Below are 20,760 nucleotides of genomic sequence, written 5' to 3' on the forward strand. Positions count from 1 at the left end.
TCCTACGCAGTAACACAAGATTCGCGGGGAGCTCAAGTTAGAAAATTCTGAACAGCTTCCAGGGCAGCAGCATGGGTACTTGCTTGCAATATGCAATATAGGGCTGTCCCAATTCCTTTTTTAATCGCCTCTCTTCCAGTATGGTCCCAATTATGAAATAGCCGGTAAGGAGCATCCTTACCGGCAGGGATACCGTTGTCAGCGTACTTGTTACCCATACTAATGCAATCCCGCCCACTGTACCAGGGGTGGCGAACATATCGTAAAATGCCGCTGTGGTGAAATTCAATTGCCCTCTGCGCTCTCCCGTCACGAAAATCTTTCCATTGTCGTAACCCAAGGAAAAAAGGCATGTCATAGGCCTGACTTCCCAAAGAAAACATCAGTGCTGCATAGCAGAGCAGGAGTATTTGCAAGATTCTCCAGGCTCCGGAAAAGGCAAAGAGTACGGTTTGTTCTTGGGCAAGGGTGTAACCAACGACCGGTGCCAGGGTTATGAGGGAAAACAGGATGTAGCACAGCCGGTAGGTTCCTGGCGAAAGTTTGCTACTCCATGTATACAGCTTGTTTTGCACCGTTGGATGGATGAGCAGGCTATGCAGCAGGCACCAGAAGGCCCAGAGGAGAATTGTGATAAGCATGCCCTTGCCGTCCCTGGTGCGCGTGTGTAGAGGTTGTTTCGGTGGTGCAATGTTCTGCACCACCGGAGAAGCGTTTATTGGTTACGAAATTCGCGTAACATATTGGGATGGTGCATCTCGTCTTCCATCTCCACCGTGTGACAGACTGCACAGTTGAAATTTGAACCAATGGGCAAGGTATTGCCTTGGTACTGTAATGGTTGGATAGTATGCACCTGCTCACCATATCCGTTGGCTGCAGGGTATATTCCATGGGGGCTGGAGTGACAGGCCGCACAAAACAGTGAGCCGCTTTCATCGGTCCTGTTGCTGTACAGCTCTTCTGCTGATGCTGTCCACTGATTAAAGGTTGAATCACTTTCCGGTGCTTCAAATTCCAGGTGGCAGTTGAGGCAGTCCGGTTGGTTTACCCACGGTTGGCGAGCTGTAATCTCGTCGGGCGGTGTTACCACGTAGGGCTGCAAGTACTGCGCAAGCGCAGAGGCCTTGGGTTGGCCCTTGTCTGCTTCGCCTTTGAGGAGGCTCATGGCATGTTCTTCAATAGATCCGTGACAACTGGTACAATCAAGGCCTATTTCATTATGTATGCCCCGCAGAGACTGGGTCGCTCCGGTCGGAGATGAAGGGTGGCAAAGGCTGCAAGACTCTGCACCCTGACCCTTGAGAAAAGCTGAGTGAAAGCCGTGCATGGAAGCAGAAAGGTTAAGGGGTGCGGAGCTTCCATCTGTTTCGGTTGCCTGGCCACTGTGACAGCTTTGGCACCGTTGTGGTTTACCCGCTTCGGCCTGCGCCAGCAACTGGGTGCCGCTCATCCTATCGTGTACGGCAAGAATATTGCGGGCAGTCGTCTGGGTAAAGCCGGCTTTATTCTCAACCCGCCATTGGCCTCCGTGGCATTGATAACATCCCATCTCGGTTGACACCGGTGCAGCGACCTTGGTGGTGGCCAGCAGGGTGCCGTCGGCAGATTTCGCTTCTATGGTAACAATGGGGTAAGGATCGTAGCCATCTTTGGTATAGGGAACAACCGGAATCTGGTCGGCCAGGAAGAAACCGTCTTCCTGGGTCATGGTACCCTGCATTTTGGAACCGCTCAGGCCTGTGTTGGGTTCAAGCTTGTTGCCGAAAAGGATGGCGGAGCTGTCCCAGAAATGTACATGATCTGCAGGCGTTGAAAAGGCTGACTCCACGCGATAGTTGAGCACCACCTCATCGGTAACGACTTCCGGGGTCTCGCCACGCAGGATCAGTTGGGCATAAACATTGTTGCCGGGTGCCTGCAGGGACCAGTGTTCATAGGTGTCACTGATGGTATGCATGCCCAATGTATTCCATGCAAGCAGCACATGGGTAGATTCGTCATTGTTAAACGTCGGCACAGCTATTCTTTTTTTGCTGACCGGAACGGTCGTTTCCGGGTCCAGTCTCCCGTTCAGTCCATAAGCTATATAATAAGCCAGAGCGTATCGTTCTTCATCTGTGCCTGCATAGGGTGGCATGTATGGATGAAAAATGTCCATACCGCTGATCATCGCGTCTAGGCCGGAAGGAGTAAATCCGGCAGTCAATTTTTCAATACCATGCATTGGGCCGCCTACGGCATGGCAGGAGAGACAGAGAACGTTGTAGAGCTCTCGTCCTGTTTCCAGTCGATTATCATCGGTAATGGATTTGTTCTTAATCCATTTGGCATTGGCAAGGAGGCCCTGCTGGTTGATTTGCTCCATGTCATTGGTGAAAATCGAATTGGAGTACATATGGTCGTAAATAATATAGGGCTTGCGACCGCCTTCACGCATGAATTCAAAACATCCCATATACAGCAGACCAATGATGAGCATCGTCAAGGCGATAGGCCTGGTCACTGCCCTCGGCATACGGATGGCAAGCAGGAGGCCACCCAGTACCAGGAGAGGAGATATCCAGATAAACCCGCTGATATAGGGGGTCATGGCGGGCATTCGTTCAAACAGCATTTCCTGGATATCTGCAGGCAAGGCTGCCTTGTACCAATAGGCGGAAAAGATGAACAAGACAAAAGGAATAAGCAGCCATAAGGCGGCAAAACGGGTCATGGAAACACGGAGTGTTTCCTTTTTTATCCAGGTTGCAGTGACAAAGCCGAACAGCCCGGCGATGAGCAGCGCAAAAAAGGTCCTGAATGCCAGTGCCGGCCAGAATGTGGGGTTGAAAAAACCTGACCAGAAATTCTGATTTTCGATCCAGCTGCCCGGAGTGAGCATAAAGTCAATGATGCCGTTAATGATAAAAAGCGACATCCATGCTGCACCAAAATAAATCCAGCCAATGATAAGGTGATACTTCCGCTGCATTTTGCCGAAGCTGTAATAGTAAATAAACAGGGCAACTATTTCGATGACAAAGAAGACCCATTCTGCTGCCCAGCCAAAAACAAAGGTATGGATCAGCACTGATGTTGCGGCCGGATTGAGCAGGGCAATGGTAAACCAGATACCGACTCCGGTAATACCGCCGGCAACCATCGTTACCAGCAGGAAAAATTGAGCATGTTTGCGGACGTATTCAAGGATGGCGTTGTCTTCATCCCTGTACGCCTTCATCTCTGTAAGGACAAGGAACAGGCCGCCTCCCACGGCAAAGTGGGAGATATATACATGGAAGACAGCTATGGCTGCTATCAGGAACCCGCCACCGAAAAAATCAAGTTGCCAGACAGGGTAGTTCACGACTGCACCTCCTGGTTGTCGGTATTTTGAAAGGTAATTTTCAGCATCCAGCCGATAAGAGCCATTCCGCCGATAAAAAAGAGGAGAAAAACCAGCAGAGGAGAGTAGGATGCCTGCACTGTTAGCTCGGACCGGGAAAACCACGGTTGGAGATAAAGGGTTCGGAGCATGTCCCGAGCCAGTATCATCAAGACGATGGCTGTGAGCAAGCTGTAGAGAGCCGGCATAACCCTTTCTTTGAGTGCAAGCAGTGCTGCAAACACAGCGGCGATGATACCGCAGATAAGAAAGATCACAAAAAAGACGCCTGCAGCGGTGTGCATCGAAACAAGTCCCCGGGGCAGTGAGCCGAGGAACCATGCACCGATTCCAAAGTTTATAAAAGTCGCATACGCAAACCATTTACACCCATATTTAATCCATGGTGCCGCCTCCGGATCGCCGGTATGTTTTTTATAGGTAAAAAAGAGCGCGATACTCATACCGCCAACTGCAATCGCCGAGATTATAAAATGCAGGTACCTTGGCCATATGGTTGGATCGGCCAGATTAAGGAGTAACCCGCCGGGGCTGTCAAAATAACGCGGCCAAGATTCGGGATGAAGCATGAGCGTCAAATTGTTGCTAAACAAAAAAGCGATGAAAAGCAGCATGATGCAGATCGATCCGGTGAGCAGGGCTCTGCCCTTTTCCAACTGGAGGTATTTGTACTTATAGATATAAGCAAGATAGTAAGCAGCTATGAGTATGCCGATTATGGAGAGCCAGAAGGTTCCCATCAGGATGGAGCTGGTATAGATAAGGTGCCCATACAGAACCTGGACAAACAGCAGGGGGGCAACGCCGAAATTAACGGCAAAGGCTATGGTAAAGGGAAGTTTTTCGGCAACCGCCTTGGTTGGCGGGGAGCCGGCTCCATCACGGGTGAAGTGGTTTGCTGCTGCAATAAAGACCGTACCCAACATGATATTCATGAGCAGGATATGCAGAGTAAAGGTGACGAGGAGCAGGATATGGAACCAGCCCCAGTGTACAGGTATGGCATCCGGGGTGGGAATAAGGGTCGTGGGATCCATGGGGCCTCCTTTTGTGAATCCAGACATACATAGGACAAGAAGAGGCTGGAATGCTACAGCAAGGATGAGTAGCAGAGCCTCTCATTTTCCAATTTGCTTTAACGCCGTTGTCGGGCCTAAAGACCATTTACAGAAGAACAGTAGCTATGGAATCGACTCCTGTATTTCAATACATTTTTCCGGACAGTAGGCAGCTGCCTCACGTATGGCATCAGTTACTTTCTGGTCCGAATGAATTAACGCTGCTTTGCCTGTTAATTCATTGAGTTCGAATACATCAGGGCACATTTCAATGCAGGTCTTGCAGGCATTGCATAGATAAGTGTCGATAATGATTTCATGCATAGCGTCACCACTTCCCAGGTTGTTTCCTTCCGTATGGCGAACAGATGAACAGCATGTCCTCAGTATAATACGTTATGTTGCCTCGGACAATCAACTGTTTTACTGGTGTCCTGATAATGCATCTTTGGTGAAGTTTTTGTCAGGCAGGATCGGGTAGTTACCAGTGAAGCAAGCCAGGCAGAAGTGGTCTTTGCTCAAGCCGGTGGCTTCAACCAGTCCATCCACACTGAGGTAGGAGAGGGAGTCCAGGCCAAGATAATCCCGAATGCCTTCTATAGTGTTGTCGGCAGCAACGAGTTGGTGGTTGGAGGGAAAGTCTATCCCATAGTAACAACCATGGCGGGTTGGTGGACAGCTGACGACCATGTGGACCTCTTTTGCCCCGGCCTGTCTCAGACTTTGGACGCGGCTGCGACCGGTAGTCCCTCTGATGATAGAGTCCTCGACAATAATGACCCTTCTACCTCTGAGAAGGCAGCGGACAGGGTTGAGTTTGACCCGCACTGAAAAGTCGCGCATGGATTGAGTCGGCTGGATAAATGTTCTGCCGACATAGTGGTTTCTGATCATTCCCATTTCCATGGGAATTCCAGAGGCGTTTGAGTAGCCGATGGCAGCGTAGTTGCCTGAGTCGGGAAACGGCATAACAAAGTCTGCATCGATATTTGTTTCTCGAGCCAGGATTTCGCCCATCCGTTTACGGGCTCGGTAAACATTGAATCCAAAGACATCACTGTCCGGCCGCGCAAAATAAACATGTTCAAAGATGCAGAAGCTAGGCTGACACTGTTCCCAGGGAAAGAGAGAGTCTATACCTTCTTTGTTGATGATAAGGACCTCGCCAGGCTCTATCTCGCGGATATATTCAGCTTCTATAAGATCAAGAGCACAGGTCTCTGAGGCTACTACCCATGCGCCGTTTCCGAGTTTACCCAGGCAAAGCGGTCTGAACCCACGGGGGTCGCGAACGGCGATCATGGTGTCTTGGGTCATCAGCAGCAGCGAGTAAGCTCCCTGGATGTCGGTAAAGGTGTGCTTGATAGCCTCGTTGAGTCCTTGGTCAAGATATCTGGCCATCAGGTGGACAACGATCTCACTGTCCATGGATGTCTGGAAAATAGAGCCCTGTTGTTCCAGTGTTTTGCGGAGCGAGATGGAGTTGGTGAGGTTGCCGTTATGGGCTACGCTTAAAGGGAGCCCTTTATGGTGGACCAAAAATGGTTGAGTGTTGATGACGTTTGATTCCCCGGTCGTGGAATAGCGAACATGGCCGACAGCCATATGGCCGGAAAGTTTTTGCAGGTTTTGTTCGCTGAAAACCTCGGGCACAAGGCCCATGTTTTTATGAATTGTTACCTGCTCGCCATTAGAGGCAACAATGCCGGCGCTTTCCTGGCCGCGGTGTTGCAGAGCGTAAAGGCCGAAATAGGCAAGCTTGGCTGCGTCTTCATGGCCGTATATACCGCAGATGCCGCATTCGTGACGTGGTTTATCTGGATTTTGGCCTTCGGAAAGTTGTGTTTCTATTTTACTCATGACGTGAGGATCTACTGGTGCAGGGAGGCAGGTGGAGCAAAATTGAAAGGCACAAAGAACAATTCCTTGTGCCTCAATAGCAGTGCATGAATGAACATCTGCCTCAAAGCACTATTTACAAACAGATTACAGATTTTTTTTCAAGGTAATATAGAGTATTTTTGTTCAAATAATGCTGATCAGGTAATAAAACGTTCGATTTTATCGATATGAACCATGTTTTTTGTTGAAAGATAGACTGTTTTACCATTCGTTCCAATTTTACGATGCTATTTAGCTTTTTTTGGACTATGCATTTTTGTACCTAACGGCTATTTTGAAAAATTGCTAATTGATCCAACTCTTTTGTTGCATCCAAAATTTACTGAATAAACAACCTCATCGACATTGTAATTTTTTCTATAAAACTGACAAATGACCAGACTGACCCAGACAGTACAAGCAGCCGGTTGAGCTGCTAAGCTGGGCCCAGGGGACCTGGGCCGTATATTATGTGGGCTTGACCTGCCCAAGGACGCAAAATTAATTGTTGGTTGCGAAACCAATGAAGATGCCGGGGTGTATCAACTCAACGAGACAACCGCCTTAATCCTGACCCTGGATTTTTTCACCCCCATTGTTGACGATCCTTTCAGCTTTGGCCAGATAGCTGCCGCCAATGCCCTGTCGGATGTGTATGCCATGGGCGGTAAACCGCTTTTGTGCATGAATATCCTTGCCTGTCCTGTCAAGACCATGGCCGACGAGATATTCAGACAGGTTGTTGAGGGCGGCTTGTCTAAGGTCAAGGAGGCTGGTGCACTGTTGGTGGGAGGACATTCCATTGAAGATCAGGAATTAAAATATGGTCTGTCGGTTACCGGTACTGTCCATCCGCAAAATATCTTACTCAACAGCGGCGCCAGGGTCGGCGATCTACTGGTGCTGACCAAACCTCTTGGTACAGGAATTCTTTCGACTGCTATCAAAGGTGGGCTGGGGTCGGCGGCCATTGAAAAGAAAATGGTGGATACCATGGCGATGCTGAATCGGCAGCCCATGGAGTATGTTGGTGGAGACGGAGAGGAGAGGGTTAGCGTGCATGCCGCAACCGATATTACAGGTTTTGGTCTGTTCGGTCATGTGCATGAAGTGGCCGAAGCCTCTGGAGTGAACATCAGGATAGACTCAGGAAGCCTGCCGATATTATCTGAGGCGATTGAATTTGCTGATATGGGCATTATTCCCGAAGGTGCGTATACCAATCGCAGTTTTTACAGTAAGTGGGTCTCATCCACCCTTCCTGAAATGGACTCGTTGGAAATGGTGGGATATGATCCCCAGACATCCGGCGGTTTGTTGTTGTCCATGGAGCCGGATGCTGCCCATAGGCTGATATCATTGCTGCAGAGTAATGGCTACCCTTTGCCGTGTGCGGTGATCGGTGAGGTCATTACCGGTGATGTTCCTGGACGGATTTTTTTTACCTGACCCGGACTGATGAGCAATCCGGGCTGATATTTTATCATATTGTGGTTGCTGTGCTTAAACTGATCAGCAGTCTGGTCAGGTCAACCATATCCTGCAGATCACAGCATTCGTTTGTTGAGTGAACATTGGTCATGCCGGTGGCAATAATGGCTGTGGGTAATCCATAGCCATTGAATATATTGGCATCACTGCCGCCGCCGGCCTTCTCGTAGGTCAGGTCCAAACCAATACGTTTAGCCGCCTCTTCAACACGGTGGATCGTCTTGCTTTCCCGTTCCAGACGCATGGCGGGAAAATCATTGTGAACCGTGACATCAATGGTCGGGCTACCTTTTGCTTGTCCGGTGGGGTCGTTCCACTCCGCAGCCACAGCTGCACAGGCCTGCTCTATCTCCTGCGTTACTTGGTGCAGTTTGTCTAGCTGGTGGCTGCGCACCTCTCCTTCGATAACCACTTTTTCCGGAACAATATTTGAGGCCGCTCCCCCGGTGATGGTACCAAAGTTGGCGGTGGTCTCTGCATCTATTCTGCCGGTGGGGCACCTTGATAAGGCTGTGGCTGCAACGGTTATTGCATTGACGCCCCACTCCGGGTGGAGTCCGGCATGGGCGGCAACACCATAAACTGTAATGGTCAAACGGTTGGCAGCAGGTGCCTGGGTAACAACCTTGGCAAACCCGGTGGAGTCAAGCGCGTATCCCTCTTTGGCCTGTATATATGCCGGATCTAATGCTTTTGCGCCGAGCAGTCCGATCTCTTCGCAGGTGGTGATGACAAATTCCAGCGGGCGATGGGCGATACGGTTTTCCCGCAAAGTTTCTATAAGTTCGATACAGGCCGCAATACCTGATTTGTCATCACTGCCGAGGACGGTTTCCCCGGCACTGGTAAACATGTCGCCGTCTCTTTTTACCTGTATCCCACAGGCAGGTTCAACCGTATCCATATGGCAGCTGAAAAAAATCGGTTCCAGGTCCAGGCTGCCGTCAAAGCGAATAATGAGATTGCCGCATTGAGAGCCGGTTTGGGCTGCAGAGTTATCTTCTGTAACTTCGGTTGCGCCCAGTTGGCTAAATTTATCCTTGAGCAGTTTTGCCATCCTGCCTTCCTGCCGGGATGGACTGTCGGTTTCGCATAAAAGGACGAAGGTTTCTGCCAGGCGTTCTCTGTTAATATTCATTTGTAACCATTTGGCGAAGATAAGAAAATGGTCAATCTACCCCGAACTACAACTGTTCAGCAGTGCTCCAAATGTTCACAAGCTGACCGATTAGCCATACATATCGGTATGCTGAGCGGGCAGATCGTGGAGAGTTGGGGTGCTGCTGAATAGTTAATATCCATTGTATGTTGACCCCATGAGGACAACGGCATGAGCGGATATACCCTCACCGCGGCCGGTAAATCCCATTTTTTCGGTTGTTGTTGCCTTTATGTTGACCGCTTGCGGACTCACGGCGCATCCTCCGGCAAGGTTCTGTTGCATATCGTTTAAATAGCCGGCCAGTTTTGGTTGCTGGCAGACGATGGTTATATCAGCATTGGCGAGCTGGAGTCCAGCCTGTTGTGCTTTTTCAATGACCTGTTCCAGAAGAAAGATACTTGAGATGTTTTTATACTGGGCATCACTGTCAGGGAAGTGGCGTCCAATGTCTCCTGCCCCCATTGCTCCCAATACGGCATCGGTGAGTGCGTGACAGACCACATCGGCATCGGAGTGGCCATCCAGTCCAAGGTGATATGGTATCTCCACTCCTCCGAGGATGAGTTTTCGGTCCTTAACAAGTCGGTGGGCGTCGTAGCCGTGGCCAATTTTCATGATCTTCTCATGGGCGAGCAGTTTTTCAGCAAGCTGCAGGTCCCCTGGATGGGTTATCTTTACATTTTCCTCGTTTCCCAGCACCACCTGCACTTCCACTCCCAGGTGTTCGAGCAGAGAGGCTTCGTCAGTGCCTTGAAAATCTGTGGCAGAGGCATTGGCAAAAGCGGAGAGAAGTAATTGCTTGTCTGCAGCCTGTGGGGTCTGCGCCTGCCAGAGATCAGACCTGTCAACAGTAGTGGTGATGATGCAGGTATCTGCAATGACTTTTTTTAACGTGTCTTTGACCGGCACTGCGGCAATGACTGCTCCATGTGTGCGTGCGCCATCCATGGTGCGAGCAATTGTATCCTCGTCAACAAAAGGACGTGCCGCGTCGTGAACCAGAACTATTTCTATTGCTGCAGGGAGAAGGTGGAGACCGGCATGAACGGAATCCTGCCTGCGTGCACCTCCTTGGGCGAAAAGGAGCTTATGGTGAATATGTTGAGGGAGATGAGTAAAAAGCATCTCTTTTGTTTCCAGTTCATGGTCTGGATGAGCAACGATGACAATGGATGTGATTGCTTCCAGGGTAAGAAATTGCCTGCAGGTGCGGACAAGCAAGGGCCGGCCGCAGAGGTCGAGAAACTGTTTAGGCCGGTCACCTCCCATTCGGGAGCCAGTCCCTGCTGCTGGAATGATGACGGCTGTCGGCGGGAATGAGGAAGATATATTCGATTTCACTGCGTCGTAATAAAAATTGGGGGTGAGCTATAAGCCGAATTCTGTATCCATCAATGATGGACCATGATCATTTGACTGGGACAACAGTCGCCCGTTGCCTCGTGCAACCTACCCGGAAGTTTCGGACGGGTAGCCCTCAAACACTTCCCTATTTGGTCTTGCACCCGGTGTGGTTTACCGTGCCTTCCATGTCACCATGGAAGCGGTGAGCTCTTACCTCACCATTTCAACCTTACCTGTGAATGCCGGGCATTCCATCGGCGGTGTATTTTCTGTGGCACTTTCCTTCAGTTACCTGAAGTTCGCGTTACGAACCACCGTACCCTATGGTGTTCGGACTTTCCTCTCCGTATTCAACGAAACGGAGCGATCATGCGCTCACCCCCAAAAGGTGTGTCAAGCTTTGCATGACATGATTATCTGTAACTATTCCGCAGTGCTCCAGATGCGTACAAGCAGGCTGGATAACCATAGTAATGCTATGTTTTCCTGCCGGATCGTGCGGATATGGGGTGTTGCTGAATAGTTACTTATTTTTGGTCGATACCTTGGTTAGCCAAGGCGTCTGCCCTGGCATTTTGCGACCTGGGCACATGGTTGACGCTCCAGGTTGTAAAATGCTTAAGCACTGCCATCACATCTGTGTAGAGCAATTTGAGCGCTTCGTTTTTTACTTTGTAGCGACCCTGGATTTGGCGGACAATCAACTCTGAGTCCAGGTTAATCTCCAGGCAAACACAGCCAAGGTCAAGAGCTTTTTTCAGACCAAGCAGCAATGCTTTATACTCTGCCACATTATTAGTGCAAATACCAAGATAATCGGAACATGTGGCCAGTTCGTGACCGTCCAGGCTAAAAAGAACTGCCCCCGCTCCTGCCTGACCTGGATTGCCTCTCGAGGCACCATCAGTGAAAAGTCGACACAGCCCGTCCTGCTTTGCTGGACTGGATTGGGGCAAGCCGTTTGTGGCCGGAGTCTTTTCCTGTTTACCAGGCTGGTTGCCGGTGAGGAGAGATCTTACTTCCTGGGGAGAAGAGCCTGGGAAAAGTTGGGTCAGAAGAGCATCGTCAAGTTTTTCTGCCAGGGTGTCTAGGATTTGCTTTTTGGTCAGCAAATTATTTTTCAACAGCTACTTCCTCTTCTTTTACCTTATAGTAGAGAATGCGCTGACAGTTGGGGCAGAGATTAAGTTTGTCGCCTTTGCGGATTTCATTGAACTGCTGAGGGGGGACAGCCATAAAGCAGCCCTGGCAGACTCTTTCAATAGCTGGTACAACCGCCAGGCCATCACGCTTTTTGAGGAGCATGTTGTATCGTTTGAGTGATTTTGCCTGGAGGTCTTCAGAAAGGGTATCGCGTTGGCTCGCGACTTTTTTTCTGGTGGTGTCGATTTTTTTGATCTCTTTTTCGACCGCCGCTGTTTCCTCTTCAAGAAGTTCTTTTTCACCTGAGCAGAGGTTTTCCAGTTCTGTTGCTTCAAGTTTTACTGCTTCAATCTGCTCCATGATGTTTAAAACCTTTTCATCGGTCTCTTTGAGCAGTTTTTTGTTCTCTTCAATTTCTTTTAGCAGTGCCTGGTGTTCGCGACTTGTCTGGACCTGCATCATTTTATTCTGCCGATCCTTGATTCTTGTGCCTGCGTCTTCGTTTTCGGCATTGGTGTCACGCTGCTGCTGCAGGAGTGCCTCGGTCTTTTCCAGGCAGGCGGCGATGGCCTCTTTTTTCTCCTGGATAGACTTTTCCCGGTCTGTTATAATTTGTTGTTTTTCTGCAATATCTGTGTCAAATCCGGCAATTTCAGAGTCTATTGCCTGGAGGTTGATCAGTTTTTCTATTTCTTCTTTCAATGTGTTCTCCTTGATTGCCTGTCAAAGGGCCTTGCTTTGGTTCTGTGGGTGGGATATATCTCGTTGTCTTATGCGGGGTTCAGCCCAGCCTAAGAGCAGTGTCGATTGATTGTTTTATTATTCGTAGCGGTGCCTGCTGCTGCGCGGTTGTAATGGTGATGGGGGTATTCGTTGCTGCAAGGTGTTGTTGCAGTTGTTGTTGCAGGGCGGCCATTGCCGGGTTTTCTGTTGCAAAGTGACCGCCATCGATAATCCAGAAACCTGCATCTTCCGCCCATCGGGCAACAGAGTGTTTAATTTCTGCGGTTACAAAAACGTCAGCCCCTTGGGCAAGGGCACGTTCGGCAAAATCTCCGCATGATCCGCCGCAGACCGCCACCGTCTTTACTCGCTGCGGCCTTTTGCCGGCTTCAAGCAGCCATGGGGGGCTACAGGTCTGGAGGAGTCTGCTGATAAAATCATCCGGTTGCAATGCGGTGCTGTATGTACCTATTCTGCCGAGGCCGCAACGTTTTTCGGTGGTGCAGTCGCTCCGGCCGGCTACTAGGGGGCTTGTGTTTATTAGTCCCAATCCCTGGGCAAGAACATCACTCACACCACCTAATGCAGCATCAAGATTTGTGTGGCAACCAATTACGGCAATGTTATGCTGCAGCGCCGATGCTATAAATCGGCCTGTGGGATGATCGGTACGTAATGATGTAAGCGGACGAAATATGATTGGGTGGTGGGTCAGGATGAGATCGCAATCGTTGGCAACTGCGTCATTAACAAGCGCGGGGGAGGGATCAAGTGCCAGTAATACTTTGTGTATCGGTTGGCTTGGCTTGCCGACGAGTAATCCGACATTATCCCAGTCTTCGGCAAGAGCTTCCGGGGCGATTTTTTGTAGGATATTAATTAGTTCTTGAACCGTTGGCGCCATGTATTACTCTATAAAGAAAAAGAGGCACACCCTGTGGGGGTGCACCTCTTTATAGACTATTGGGGTACAATGCTTTGCTGAAGGTGTCAGCAAAATTTTTCGCAAGCCGATGAATATATTCAAATGCTAAAAAAAAATGTAGCTTTTCGAAAAATGGTGGGCCTACCTGGACTCGAACCAGGGACCGACCGGTTATGAGCCGGTGGCTCTAGCCAACTGAGCTATAGGCCCCAAAAAAGTCAGTAAACAAACAATATTATCAAGAAAAACAATTCCGTCAAGCTTTTTTTCTTTTAGCACCGGAAAAAAGAGCGACGACAAGGGATCTGGATGCTTTACAATAACCTTATTTACTTCCTGGTGGCCATCTTTACTTTTTCCACCAATACACCGGTTGAGGTCCCGCTGATCCCCTGGTGGGGGGCATTTATAGCCTCTGCCTTACTCCTTGCAGGCTTCAGTCTTGTCGCAAGGAGGTTATACGCTTCGGCTCTAACCGAAAAGGCGGTTCGGTATTTTTCCATCGAACGAAAACTTTCTATAGTTGCAGTTGTTTGCTTTATCATCTGGGTGTATGTGCTGGACCTCAAGTATTATTTGCAGCCGTTATCTCTGGGCGGCAAATTGCCTGTTTTAGAGAATCTGGGAGGCTTGGGTGCTTTTTTTCTTTTGTTCTGCGTAATATGGTATCGGGCGAGGCCTCTCTATCAGCAGCTCTTTCATCGCGAATACACCTCGTTTGGCTTTTTGGTGAGCAACGTGAAAATCAATCTGCCTATTGTTTTGCCGTGGCTGCTGCTTTCCTTTACCTTTGATATCCTGGTTTTGCTTCCCTTTCCAGGATTAAAAAAAATCTTGGTGTCACCGTGGGGAGATTTGATTCTCTTTGCGGTCTTTGTGTTTTTTCTGGTTCTTTTTTTTCCACCGCTGATACGGAGATTATGGGACTGCAGGCCCATGCCCGAGGGGCGGATGCGAGACAAGATAGTTGCTTTTTGTCGTGACCAGGGCTTTAGTTCCGAGATTCTTTGCTGGCCTCTTTTTGAAGGGCAGGTGATCACCGCCGGGATTATGGGGATTGTCCCAGGGTTTCGGTATTTACTGATAACGCCTGCATTGCTGGAGGCACTCAGTGAAAAAGAGCTGGAGAGTGTATTGGCCCATGAGATAGGGCATGTAAAAAATAAACACCTGGTGCTTTATGTGCTGCTCTTTCTTGGGTTCAGTGTTCTTGCAGGTGCACTAGCTAGGCCCATGCCTCATTTTATTCTGTCCAGTGATACCTATTACTGGTTACTCGGTAAGGTCAACCTTGCTCCCGATACCTTGCTGGGTATTCTTGGCGCGATACCGCTCTTGATACTGTTGATTGTTTATTTTCGGTTTATTTTTGGTTTTTTTATCAGAAATTTTGAGCGGCAGGCAGATGCGTCGGTTTTTCGTGCGCAGGGTACAGGGGTTCATTTGATCTCTTCGTTTGAAAAAATCGCAGTGCTGACCGGTACCAGAAGGGAGCAAAAGAACTGGCACCATTTCGGCCTTGGGGAACGTATCGGTTTTCTGGAGCAATGTGAACAGAACAGGCAGGCCATTGGTCGCCAGGATCGCAAGGTCTATGCTTCTTTGCTGTTCTACTTTTGTTGTATAGCAGGGTTGTCTTTTTCGGTGCAGCAGCTTGATTTGCAGAAAATTTCCGCTGGCTATGAAGTGAAATACGCTGAGGCTGTTTTACTCCAAAAGTCTCGTCAAGAGCCGGGCAACAGTTTGTGGCCTGTTTTGCTTGGTGATTTGATGCAGAGTGAGCAGATGGAAGGTAAGGCTGTGGAGGCCTATGAGCAAGCAGTCAAGCTGAGACCAACCAGCGTTGAGGTCAATAACAACCTGGCCTGGCTGCTGCTCACAGCAAAAGATAAAAAACTGCGTGATCCTGTCAGGGCGTTAACGCTTGCGAGGACAGCAGCGTTGCTCGATGAAAAAGGCTTTGTGTTGGATACACTGGCTACTGCTTTCTGGGCCAACGGACTGATCGAAAATGCCATAGAAACCGAGGTGCGCGCTATCCGGTTGGACCCTGGCAATCGTCGCTATTATCTGGAGCAGATACGGCGCTTTCAAAATAGCCGCTGGGGCGAAGAAACGGAAAAGGCAAAGAATCTATAGCACAGGCACGAGATAACTCCATAACCTCGATCAGTAACTGTTCAGCAGTGCTCCAGATGCGTACAAGCAGGCTGGATAACAATAGTACAGCTATGTTTTCCAGCCTGATCGTGCGCAGAGGTAAGCGCAGGCTCCGTGGGGTGCTGCTGGATAGTTACTCTTAAACAATAATATCCGGGATTACCATCTCGCCTTTGTCAAAGGCCGCTGCAAAGGCTTTAACAACTTCCGGGTCAAACTCTTTTCCTGTACCGCTGATAATTGCATCACGTGCGCTTTGCTCGGGACTGGGCTTTTCATGAAATTCTTCATGGACCAGGTTGTCATACCTGTCTGCCACGGCCAGGATTGAAGCACCTCTGGCCTGTTCCAGGTTTTCTTGTGTTTGGTGGTTGGCAAGGTAGCCTTGGCGTTGGCCAATAAGCATGGGCAGGATTTTTTTCAGTGGTCCCCTGGAGCAGTCTGGGAGATTTTCCGTTTCTTTGTCGACCTGTTTTATTGGGTCGTCCGCGTTTTTTTGAATAAGGGTTGAAGCCTTTTCTAAAATCTCCCGTTTAATCTGCAGGTTGCCAAGATCGTGCAGAAGGGCGGCTGAGCGAATATCTTCAAGCTGCTCCTCAGGCAGCCCCATGGTTGATGCGATTTTCACTGCATAGATTGAAACCCGGAAGCAGTGGTTTTCAGCGTACTCATCCTGGGAGATGAAGTGTCTGAGGATAAAAAGTATCCCCTGGTAGGTGTGCCGCAGTTCAGCTATTTTCTCCTGGATTTTTTCGTAAAGACTTCCCATGGTATAGGCTGTTATAAGCAGAATACAACCCCAGCAGGCAAGGTGGTACCACTGATCGACTCCGCCCAGACCGACAACGTCGGATCCTGTGAACCTGGAAGGGTTTATGACGTAGATCAGGCTGACCAGTAAAATGCTTGCAAAGGCAGTCAGCACGGCATGGCGCCTGCCGAAAAAATAGGCCGCTATCACAGGGGGAAGGCTGTAAAAACCAAGCAGTAAGTATTGCGAAGCCACAGTGTAGTTGAGCAACCACGCAATGCCGAGCATGGAGAGGATTATCAGCGACTCTGTGCATTTTTTTTTGCTGTCAGCCGAAAGAAGTTGGTTGAACCTTGTTGTTATTTGCCTTAATGAGGGCTTGGGTGTTGCAGGCAGCGATCGTTGGTCGGCTTTTTGTCCGTGTTGCTCTTTGTCCTGTGTATCTTTTTGTTGTTCTTGTCTGGCTGGGATAAAGGTCAGGTCGGCACTGAGTCTGCGCATCTCTGCCATCACTCTTCTGGCAGTGAGTTCGGGAACATTTCTGGCTAAAACAACCGGCAGCTCCTGCAGTAGTTCGGGGATTTCGTCACTCGGGATATTTTTGGCGTATTTTCGGAGATAGGCAGTAATTTCGCCTTGAGCTGTATCCGTATTGACGGATTTAAGAATGATTGAGCCTTTGTTTTCGATCATTTTTTGGTAGGTCTGGCGCGTTGCAATGCGATTATAGTGTTCTGAATTGGTTGCCGTACGTTTGTACACGAAGGCCCTTTTAGTATGGATTATAGTTAGCGAAAGATCTGGTTGCAAGAAAACAACATTTTTTTCGATACAGCTCCTGTGTCCGTGACATAGATGGCAAGCGCAGGAAATCAGAATTTTTACGATGCCGTCATAAATAATTCTGATTACGTACAAAACTCAGCCAATTATCTACCGAAACAGACAGGGGACTGATATTATTTCTCTTTAAATCCGGGAGACAGATCGAAGTCTACGCTATCTAATTTTCATAAAAAACCATGAAAAAAAATCAGTCCCCTACCTCAGTACTGAGAAATTTAGGTAAGCGAAGACTCCGATCTGTCTCCCGAGTCCAAAAAAAACGGCCGAGTTTCATGGATAATCAGATAAATAATGAGTTCAAAGGTGGATAAAATGGTTGAGAATAACGGCAGGTCGCGGGGGCATTGGCTGGTGGCGTGCCAGTGCGTGTTACTGGTCGGAATATTTTTCTGTTTTGCCGGGTTAAGATATGCATTCCTTCCCTGGCGTACAGCGCTTATAAGTGTCGCCATCGCAAGCCTGATCATGGCAAGCATAGGTTTTTTCAGTCTGCTTTTTGCGTATCTGCAGTTTAAAAGAGGGCGACAGGCAGGGGGGAGAAGTGCTTTTTTAGCGGTTGGCCTTTCTCTGTTGCCGGTTATGGCTATCCTGGTCTTGGGGGTGAAAAGCAAGGGGGTGCCACCGATCCACGATATAACAACAGATACTGGTAATCCGCCTGCTTTTACAGTGCTTGCACAACAGCGCCGGCAGGGGGAAAACAGTGCTCAGTACGCTGGGCAGGTCGTTGCTGAGCAACAGGCTGCTGCATATCCTGAGATTGTGCCCTTGGTGAGCACTAAGGGGACCGACATAGTGTATGCTGCCTGTCTCAAGGCGGTGCAGGAAAAAGGGTGGCGAATTGTAGAGCAAGACCCGGGTAAAGGGCGGATTGAAGCTGTAAGCGTAACTGCCTTTTTTCGATTTATAGATGACGTGGTTATACGGGTCACCGCAACAGCAGCTGGTAGTCGGGTTGATATTCGGTCTGCTTCCAGGGTTGGGGTGAGTGATTTTGGCAAGAATGCGGCACGGGTAAAGGATTTGTTAACAATCGTGGAAAACGAACTGGCAGAGTGAAAGAATGACCAAACCTCTTATTTTAGTCACCAATGATGACGGAGTGCATGCACCCGGTTTGCAGGCATTGCACGACGCTGTCGCCACGCTGGGTGAGGCAGTAGTGGTTGCACCGGAACGCGACAATTCGGCGGTGAGTCATTCGATCACCATGAATAGACCGCTACGGGTGGTGCGGCTGGACGAGCACATTTATACTCTTGATGGGACTCCGACAGACTGTGTAACCATAGCCTTGAACAAGATATTGGACAGGCGACCGGCATTGATCGTTTCCGGTATTAATCCCGGGGCCAATCTTGGGGATGACATCAGTTATTCCGGGACCGTTTCCGCAGCCATTGAAGGCACCATGTACGATATCCCCTCTCTGGCGTTTTCCCTGGAAGGGAGTCAGCCGTTTAATTTTGAGGTTGCTGCAGGGGTTGCCTGGAAGCTTGCCTCTATGGCGCTTGCCTTTAAACTGCCTCCCGGGAGTTTACTTAATATTAATGTTCCGCCTCTTGCGGCGGATAAAATACATGGGATACGTTTTACCTGTCAGGGGCGAAGAGTGTATAAGGATGCTATCCAGGAAACGTTTGATCCAGGGGGGAGGAAACATTACTGGATCGGTGGGGGAACGGTGCACTGGTCAGGAGGAAGTAACACCGATGAGCAGGCGGTCCGTCAGGGATACATTTCAGTGACGCCGATTCAGTTGGATGTGACCAACCACAGCGGCCTGGATTACCTTGAGCAACGTTGGAAAATGTAGGAGAGGAGCGAATGCCGTTATTGGGAGCCCATGAATCGGTAGCTGGGGGGATTCAGCTGGCGTTTGACCGGATTGTAGAAGTCGGGGGGGAGGCGTTGCAGATTTTTACCCGCAACCAGAGGCAGTGGCAGGCACCGCCAATGCAAAAGGAGGAAATCGCCTTGTTCCGTAGCGCCTGGGAAAAAACCGGTTGGATGCCGGTCGCTTCCCACGCTTCTTATCTGATTAATCTTGCCAGCTCTGATGCTGCAAAAGCTGAACGAGCGGTCAAGGCGCTGGCTGCGGAACTGCTCCGGTGCCGGCAGTTGGGCGTAGAATATGTTGTTATTCATCCCGGCAGCCATGGTGGTGACGGGGTTGAGCAGGGCCTGGAAAATGTGGCGAAGAATCTTGATGCTGCGTTTGTGGAGGCAGACATTGCCGGTCATAAAACAAGGTTGCTGCTTGAAACCACTGCAGGCCAAGGAACAGGGCTGGGAAGCAGATTTGAGGAACTGGGCTGGCTGTTGCAACGCAGTCGGTATGGGGCTCACCTGGGGGTTTGTGTTGATACCTGCCACATCTTTGCCGCTGGTTACGATTTGCGTGATGCTGCGAGCTACCAGCAAACATTTGCAGCGCTGGAGGATGCCGTGGGGCTGGAACATGTTTATTTTTTTCATCTCAATGATTCGAAAAAGGAATGCGGCAGCAGGGTCGATCGCCATGAGCATATCGGCAAGGGGTGTATTGGACTGGAGGGATTTCGTCAGCTCGTCAATGATACCAGGTTCAAGGACCTGCCGATGACTCTGGAAACTCCCAAAGGCAAAGACCTGAAAGAGGATAAGGAAAACCTGCAGCTGCTGCGCTCACTTATTACGCAGGCCAGCCGATGACTAACCCGAAGGGGGAACTTTTTGATTTCTGATTACCCATGAAACTCAGCCATTTTTTTGGGGACTCGGGAGACAGATCGGAGTCTTCGCTTACCTAAATTTCTCGGTAATGAGGTAGGGGACTGATTTTTTTTCATGGTTTTTTATGAAAATTAATCTGTCTCCCGGGTTTAAAAGAGAAATAAAATCAGTCCCCTGTCTGTTTCGATGACTAACTCGAAGGGGGAACTTTTTGATTTAAAGAAAAAAACAGACTTTTCATTGAGTTTGAAATCAAAAAGTTAATGAGAATTTGAACTAACGGTTGAAGTGCACAGCTCTCCTATGTCTGGTTACTTTTCTCCGCCAATCGGAGGGGTGCGGATGGAGACAATTGTTGATTTCCCACTCTCCAGCTCGTCTTTGTCTACTGCCACTATTTGAAACCTGTATTCCCTGTCTGCCTGGATATCTTGCCTGAAAAGAAACCGATTGGTAAAGGTGCGTCCGATCTCTTTGTCGAGAAATCCGACAGTCATTACCTTGTAGTACACAATATCCGGTTCGCTGTTTTTGTCCCAGGTAAGCAGGATGCTTTGCCCATTGGCAGAGGCTTGGAGACTGGTAGGAGGTGCTGGTCGTGGCTTGGTCGTCTTTTTAATAGGGGCGGAAAATGTACCTTTGAGACTGTCGCGGTCAATGGCGCGGATTGCGTACCAGTAGGTGCGACCGTCGGCAAGCCCGGTATCTGTAAATTTGTATCGACCGGCAGGGATCGTGGCTACTTTTTTTGATATATTGTCTGCCTGGTTGCCACGAAAAATTTCATACTGGTAAATGTCTTTTTCTGGATTTGGCTGCCATCCGATTTCGGCTTTTTTGACAAGATTTTGAGAGAGGGCCAAGGCTTTTACGGCCTTGGGGACGGGCTTGGTTGTGGCTGCAGCAATTTTTGAATCCTGTGAGTGGTTATCCACCACATTAACAGCCTGCAGTTTGTAGTAATAGCGAGTGTTGTCCTGTAGCGGGCTGTTGAAAGAACCCTGGTCAACTGTTTCTTTGCTCTGCCGCCCATCTATAAAATCGATCTGGGAAAAAGGACCGTTTGTGTTAGTGGCCCTGAACAGAGCGTAGCCTCGAGTATGTGGATCGCTGTCCTCTTTCCATGATAGAGAAACCCTGCGCGGCTGGTTATCAATAGCTGTTAGTTGGGAG

The 20,760-nt window shown here is 49.3% G+C and carries 17 protein-coding genes, 1 tRNA gene and 1 other RNA gene; 5 read left to right on the forward strand and 14 right to left on the reverse strand.

The window, feature by feature from the left end; genetic code table 11:
* Nucleotides 1–32: 32 nt before the first annotated feature.
* The 5 genes from JWH17_RS17605 to purF all read right to left on the reverse strand — a co-directional run bounded on the left by JWH17_RS17605 (nucleotide 33) and on the right by purF (nucleotide 6,306).
* Nucleotides 33–641 carry an NnrU family protein gene (locus tag JWH17_RS17605; RefSeq protein WP_205223973.1) on the reverse strand — a complete coding sequence of 203 codons (609 nt, stop codon included), beginning with the start codon at nucleotides 639–641 and terminating at the stop codon, nucleotides 33–35.
* 74 nt (nucleotides 642–715) lie between these two features.
* Nucleotides 716–3,349, reverse strand: a complete 2,634-nt coding sequence (locus JWH17_RS17610) for a cytochrome ubiquinol oxidase subunit I (RefSeq protein WP_332468439.1) — start codon at nucleotides 3,347–3,349, stop codon at nucleotides 716–718.
* Nucleotides 3,346–4,425 carry a hypothetical protein gene (locus tag JWH17_RS23900; RefSeq protein ID WP_232371164.1) on the reverse strand — a complete coding sequence of 360 codons (1,080 nt, stop codon included), beginning with the start codon at nucleotides 4,423–4,425 and terminating at the stop codon, nucleotides 3,346–3,348. The genes JWH17_RS17610 and JWH17_RS23900 overlap by 4 nt, the downstream gene beginning before the upstream one ends.
* A 144-nt stretch (nucleotides 4,426–4,569) precedes the next feature.
* Nucleotides 4,570–4,770, reverse strand: a complete 201-nt coding sequence (locus tag JWH17_RS17615) for a ferredoxin (protein ID WP_205223975.1) — start codon at nucleotides 4,768–4,770, stop codon at nucleotides 4,570–4,572.
* A gap of 99 nt (nucleotides 4,771–4,869) precedes the next feature.
* Nucleotides 4,870–6,306 carry an amidophosphoribosyltransferase gene (purF, locus tag JWH17_RS17620; protein ID WP_205223976.1) on the reverse strand — a complete coding sequence of 479 codons (1,437 nt, stop codon included), beginning with the start codon at nucleotides 6,304–6,306 and terminating at the stop codon, nucleotides 4,870–4,872.
* Nucleotides 6,307–6,720: 414 nt separating this feature from the next.
* Here purF and selD point away from each other — a divergent pair, with 414 nt between their 5' ends.
* Nucleotides 6,721–7,776 (forward strand): selenide, water dikinase SelD, encoded by a 1,056-nt coding sequence (gene selD, locus JWH17_RS17625; protein ID WP_205223977.1) that lies wholly within the window; start codon nucleotides 6,721–6,723, stop codon nucleotides 7,774–7,776.
* A 34-nt stretch (nucleotides 7,777–7,810) separates the two neighbouring features.
* Here selD and JWH17_RS17630 read toward each other — a convergent pair whose 3' ends face one another.
* From JWH17_RS17630 to JWH17_RS17660, 7 genes are all read right to left on the reverse strand, one after another.
* Nucleotides 7,811–8,956, reverse strand: a complete 1,146-nt coding sequence (locus JWH17_RS17630; protein WP_205223978.1) for a M20/M25/M40 family metallo-hydrolase — start codon at nucleotides 8,954–8,956, stop codon at nucleotides 7,811–7,813.
* Between the two features lie 153 nt (nucleotides 8,957–9,109).
* Nucleotides 9,110–10,321 carry a 2-C-methyl-D-erythritol 4-phosphate cytidylyltransferase gene (ispD, locus tag JWH17_RS17635; RefSeq protein WP_332468440.1) on the reverse strand — a complete coding sequence of 404 codons (1,212 nt, stop codon included), beginning with the start codon at nucleotides 10,319–10,321 and terminating at the stop codon, nucleotides 9,110–9,112.
* A gap of 14 nt (nucleotides 10,322–10,335) precedes the next feature.
* An RNA gene (gene rnpB, locus JWH17_RS17640) (RNase P RNA component class A) lies at nucleotides 10,336–10,707 on the reverse strand.
* 144 nt (nucleotides 10,708–10,851) lie between these two features.
* Complete coding sequence (locus JWH17_RS17645; RefSeq protein ID WP_205223979.1) at nucleotides 10,852–11,448, reverse strand: ribonuclease HI family protein; 597 nt, start codon at nucleotides 11,446–11,448, stop codon at nucleotides 10,852–10,854.
* A complete protein-coding gene (locus tag JWH17_RS17650; protein WP_205223980.1) occupies nucleotides 11,438–12,169 on the reverse strand; it encodes a zinc ribbon domain-containing protein in 732 nt (243 codons plus the stop codon). The genes JWH17_RS17645 and JWH17_RS17650 overlap by 11 nt, the downstream gene beginning before the upstream one ends.
* Before the next feature lie 79 nt (nucleotides 12,170–12,248).
* Nucleotides 12,249–13,094, reverse strand: a complete 846-nt coding sequence (locus JWH17_RS17655; protein ID WP_205223981.1) for a Nif3-like dinuclear metal center hexameric protein — start codon at nucleotides 13,092–13,094, stop codon at nucleotides 12,249–12,251.
* Nucleotides 13,095–13,248: 154 nt separating this feature from the next.
* Nucleotides 13,249–13,325, reverse strand: a tRNA-Ile gene (locus tag JWH17_RS17660).
* Nucleotides 13,326–13,424: 99 nt separating this feature from the next.
* Between JWH17_RS17660 and JWH17_RS17665 the strand changes: the two genes are divergently transcribed.
* Nucleotides 13,425–15,254, forward strand: coding sequence for a M48 family metallopeptidase (locus JWH17_RS17665; protein WP_205223982.1), 1,830 nt, complete (start codon nucleotides 13,425–13,427; stop codon nucleotides 15,252–15,254).
* A gap of 160 nt (nucleotides 15,255–15,414) precedes the next feature.
* Here JWH17_RS17665 and JWH17_RS24425 read toward each other — a convergent pair whose 3' ends face one another.
* Nucleotides 15,415–16,788, reverse strand: a complete 1,374-nt coding sequence (locus JWH17_RS24425) for an HD-GYP domain-containing protein (RefSeq protein WP_205223983.1) — start codon at nucleotides 16,786–16,788, stop codon at nucleotides 15,415–15,417.
* Between the two features lie 396 nt (nucleotides 16,789–17,184).
* On the opposite strand from JWH17_RS24425, the gene JWH17_RS17675 reads away from it, so the two are divergent.
* From JWH17_RS17675 to JWH17_RS17685, 3 genes are read left to right on the forward strand one after another with little or no spacing between them, the layout of a single operon-like run.
* Complete coding sequence (locus JWH17_RS17675; protein ID WP_205223984.1) at nucleotides 17,185–17,931, forward strand: DUF1499 domain-containing protein; 747 nt, start codon at nucleotides 17,185–17,187, stop codon at nucleotides 17,929–17,931.
* Between the two features lie 4 nt (nucleotides 17,932–17,935).
* A complete protein-coding gene (gene surE, locus JWH17_RS17680) occupies nucleotides 17,936–18,688 on the forward strand; it encodes a 5'/3'-nucleotidase SurE (RefSeq protein WP_205223985.1) in 753 nt (250 codons plus the stop codon).
* 11 nt (nucleotides 18,689–18,699) lie between these two features.
* On the forward strand, nucleotides 18,700–19,566 hold the full coding sequence (locus tag JWH17_RS17685) for a deoxyribonuclease IV (RefSeq protein WP_205223986.1): 867 nt from the start codon (nucleotides 18,700–18,702) through the stop codon (nucleotides 19,564–19,566).
* Nucleotides 19,567–19,898: 332 nt separating this feature from the next.
* Here JWH17_RS17685 and JWH17_RS17690 read toward each other — a convergent pair.
* The coding region (locus JWH17_RS17690; protein ID WP_205223987.1) for a fibronectin type III domain-containing protein at nucleotides 19,899–20,760 on the reverse strand (862 nt) is incomplete at its 5' end.

The organism is Desulfogranum marinum (genome assembly GCF_016918565.1).
GTDB classification, from domain to species: domain Bacteria; phylum Desulfobacterota; class Desulfobulbia; order Desulfobulbales; family Desulfobulbaceae; genus Desulfogranum; species Desulfogranum marinum.

Bases quoted from the DNA above. Each gene is read 5' to 3' on its own strand.
- JWH17_RS17605 (WP_205223973.1), bottom strand. From the start codon at position 641: ATGCTTATCACAATTCTCCTCTGGGCCTTCTGGTGCCTGCTGCATAGC.
- JWH17_RS23900 (WP_232371164.1), bottom strand. From the start codon at position 4,425: ATGGATCCCACGACCCTTATTCCCACCCCGGATGCCATACCTGTACAC.
- JWH17_RS17615 (WP_205223975.1), bottom strand. From the start codon at position 4,770: ATGCATGAAATCATTATCGACACTTATCTATGCAATGCCTGCAAGACC.
- purF (WP_205223976.1), bottom strand. From the start codon at position 6,306: ATGAGTAAAATAGAAACACAACTTTCCGAAGGCCAAAATCCAGATAAA.
- JWH17_RS17630 (WP_205223978.1), bottom strand. From the start codon at position 8,956: ATGAATATTAACAGAGAACGCCTGGCAGAAACCTTCGTCCTTTTATGC.
- JWH17_RS17655 (WP_205223981.1), bottom strand. From the start codon at position 13,094: ATGGCGCCAACGGTTCAAGAACTAATTAATATCCTACAAAAAATCGCC.
- JWH17_RS17665 (WP_205223982.1), top strand. From the start codon at position 13,425: ATGCTTTACAATAACCTTATTTACTTCCTGGTGGCCATCTTTACTTTT.
- JWH17_RS17675 (WP_205223984.1), top strand. From the start codon at position 17,185: ATGGTTGAGAATAACGGCAGGTCGCGGGGGCATTGGCTGGTGGCGTGC.
- surE (WP_205223985.1), top strand. From the start codon at position 17,936: ATGACCAAACCTCTTATTTTAGTCACCAATGATGACGGAGTGCATGCA.
- JWH17_RS17685 (WP_205223986.1), top strand. From the start codon at position 18,700: ATGCCGTTATTGGGAGCCCATGAATCGGTAGCTGGGGGGATTCAGCTG.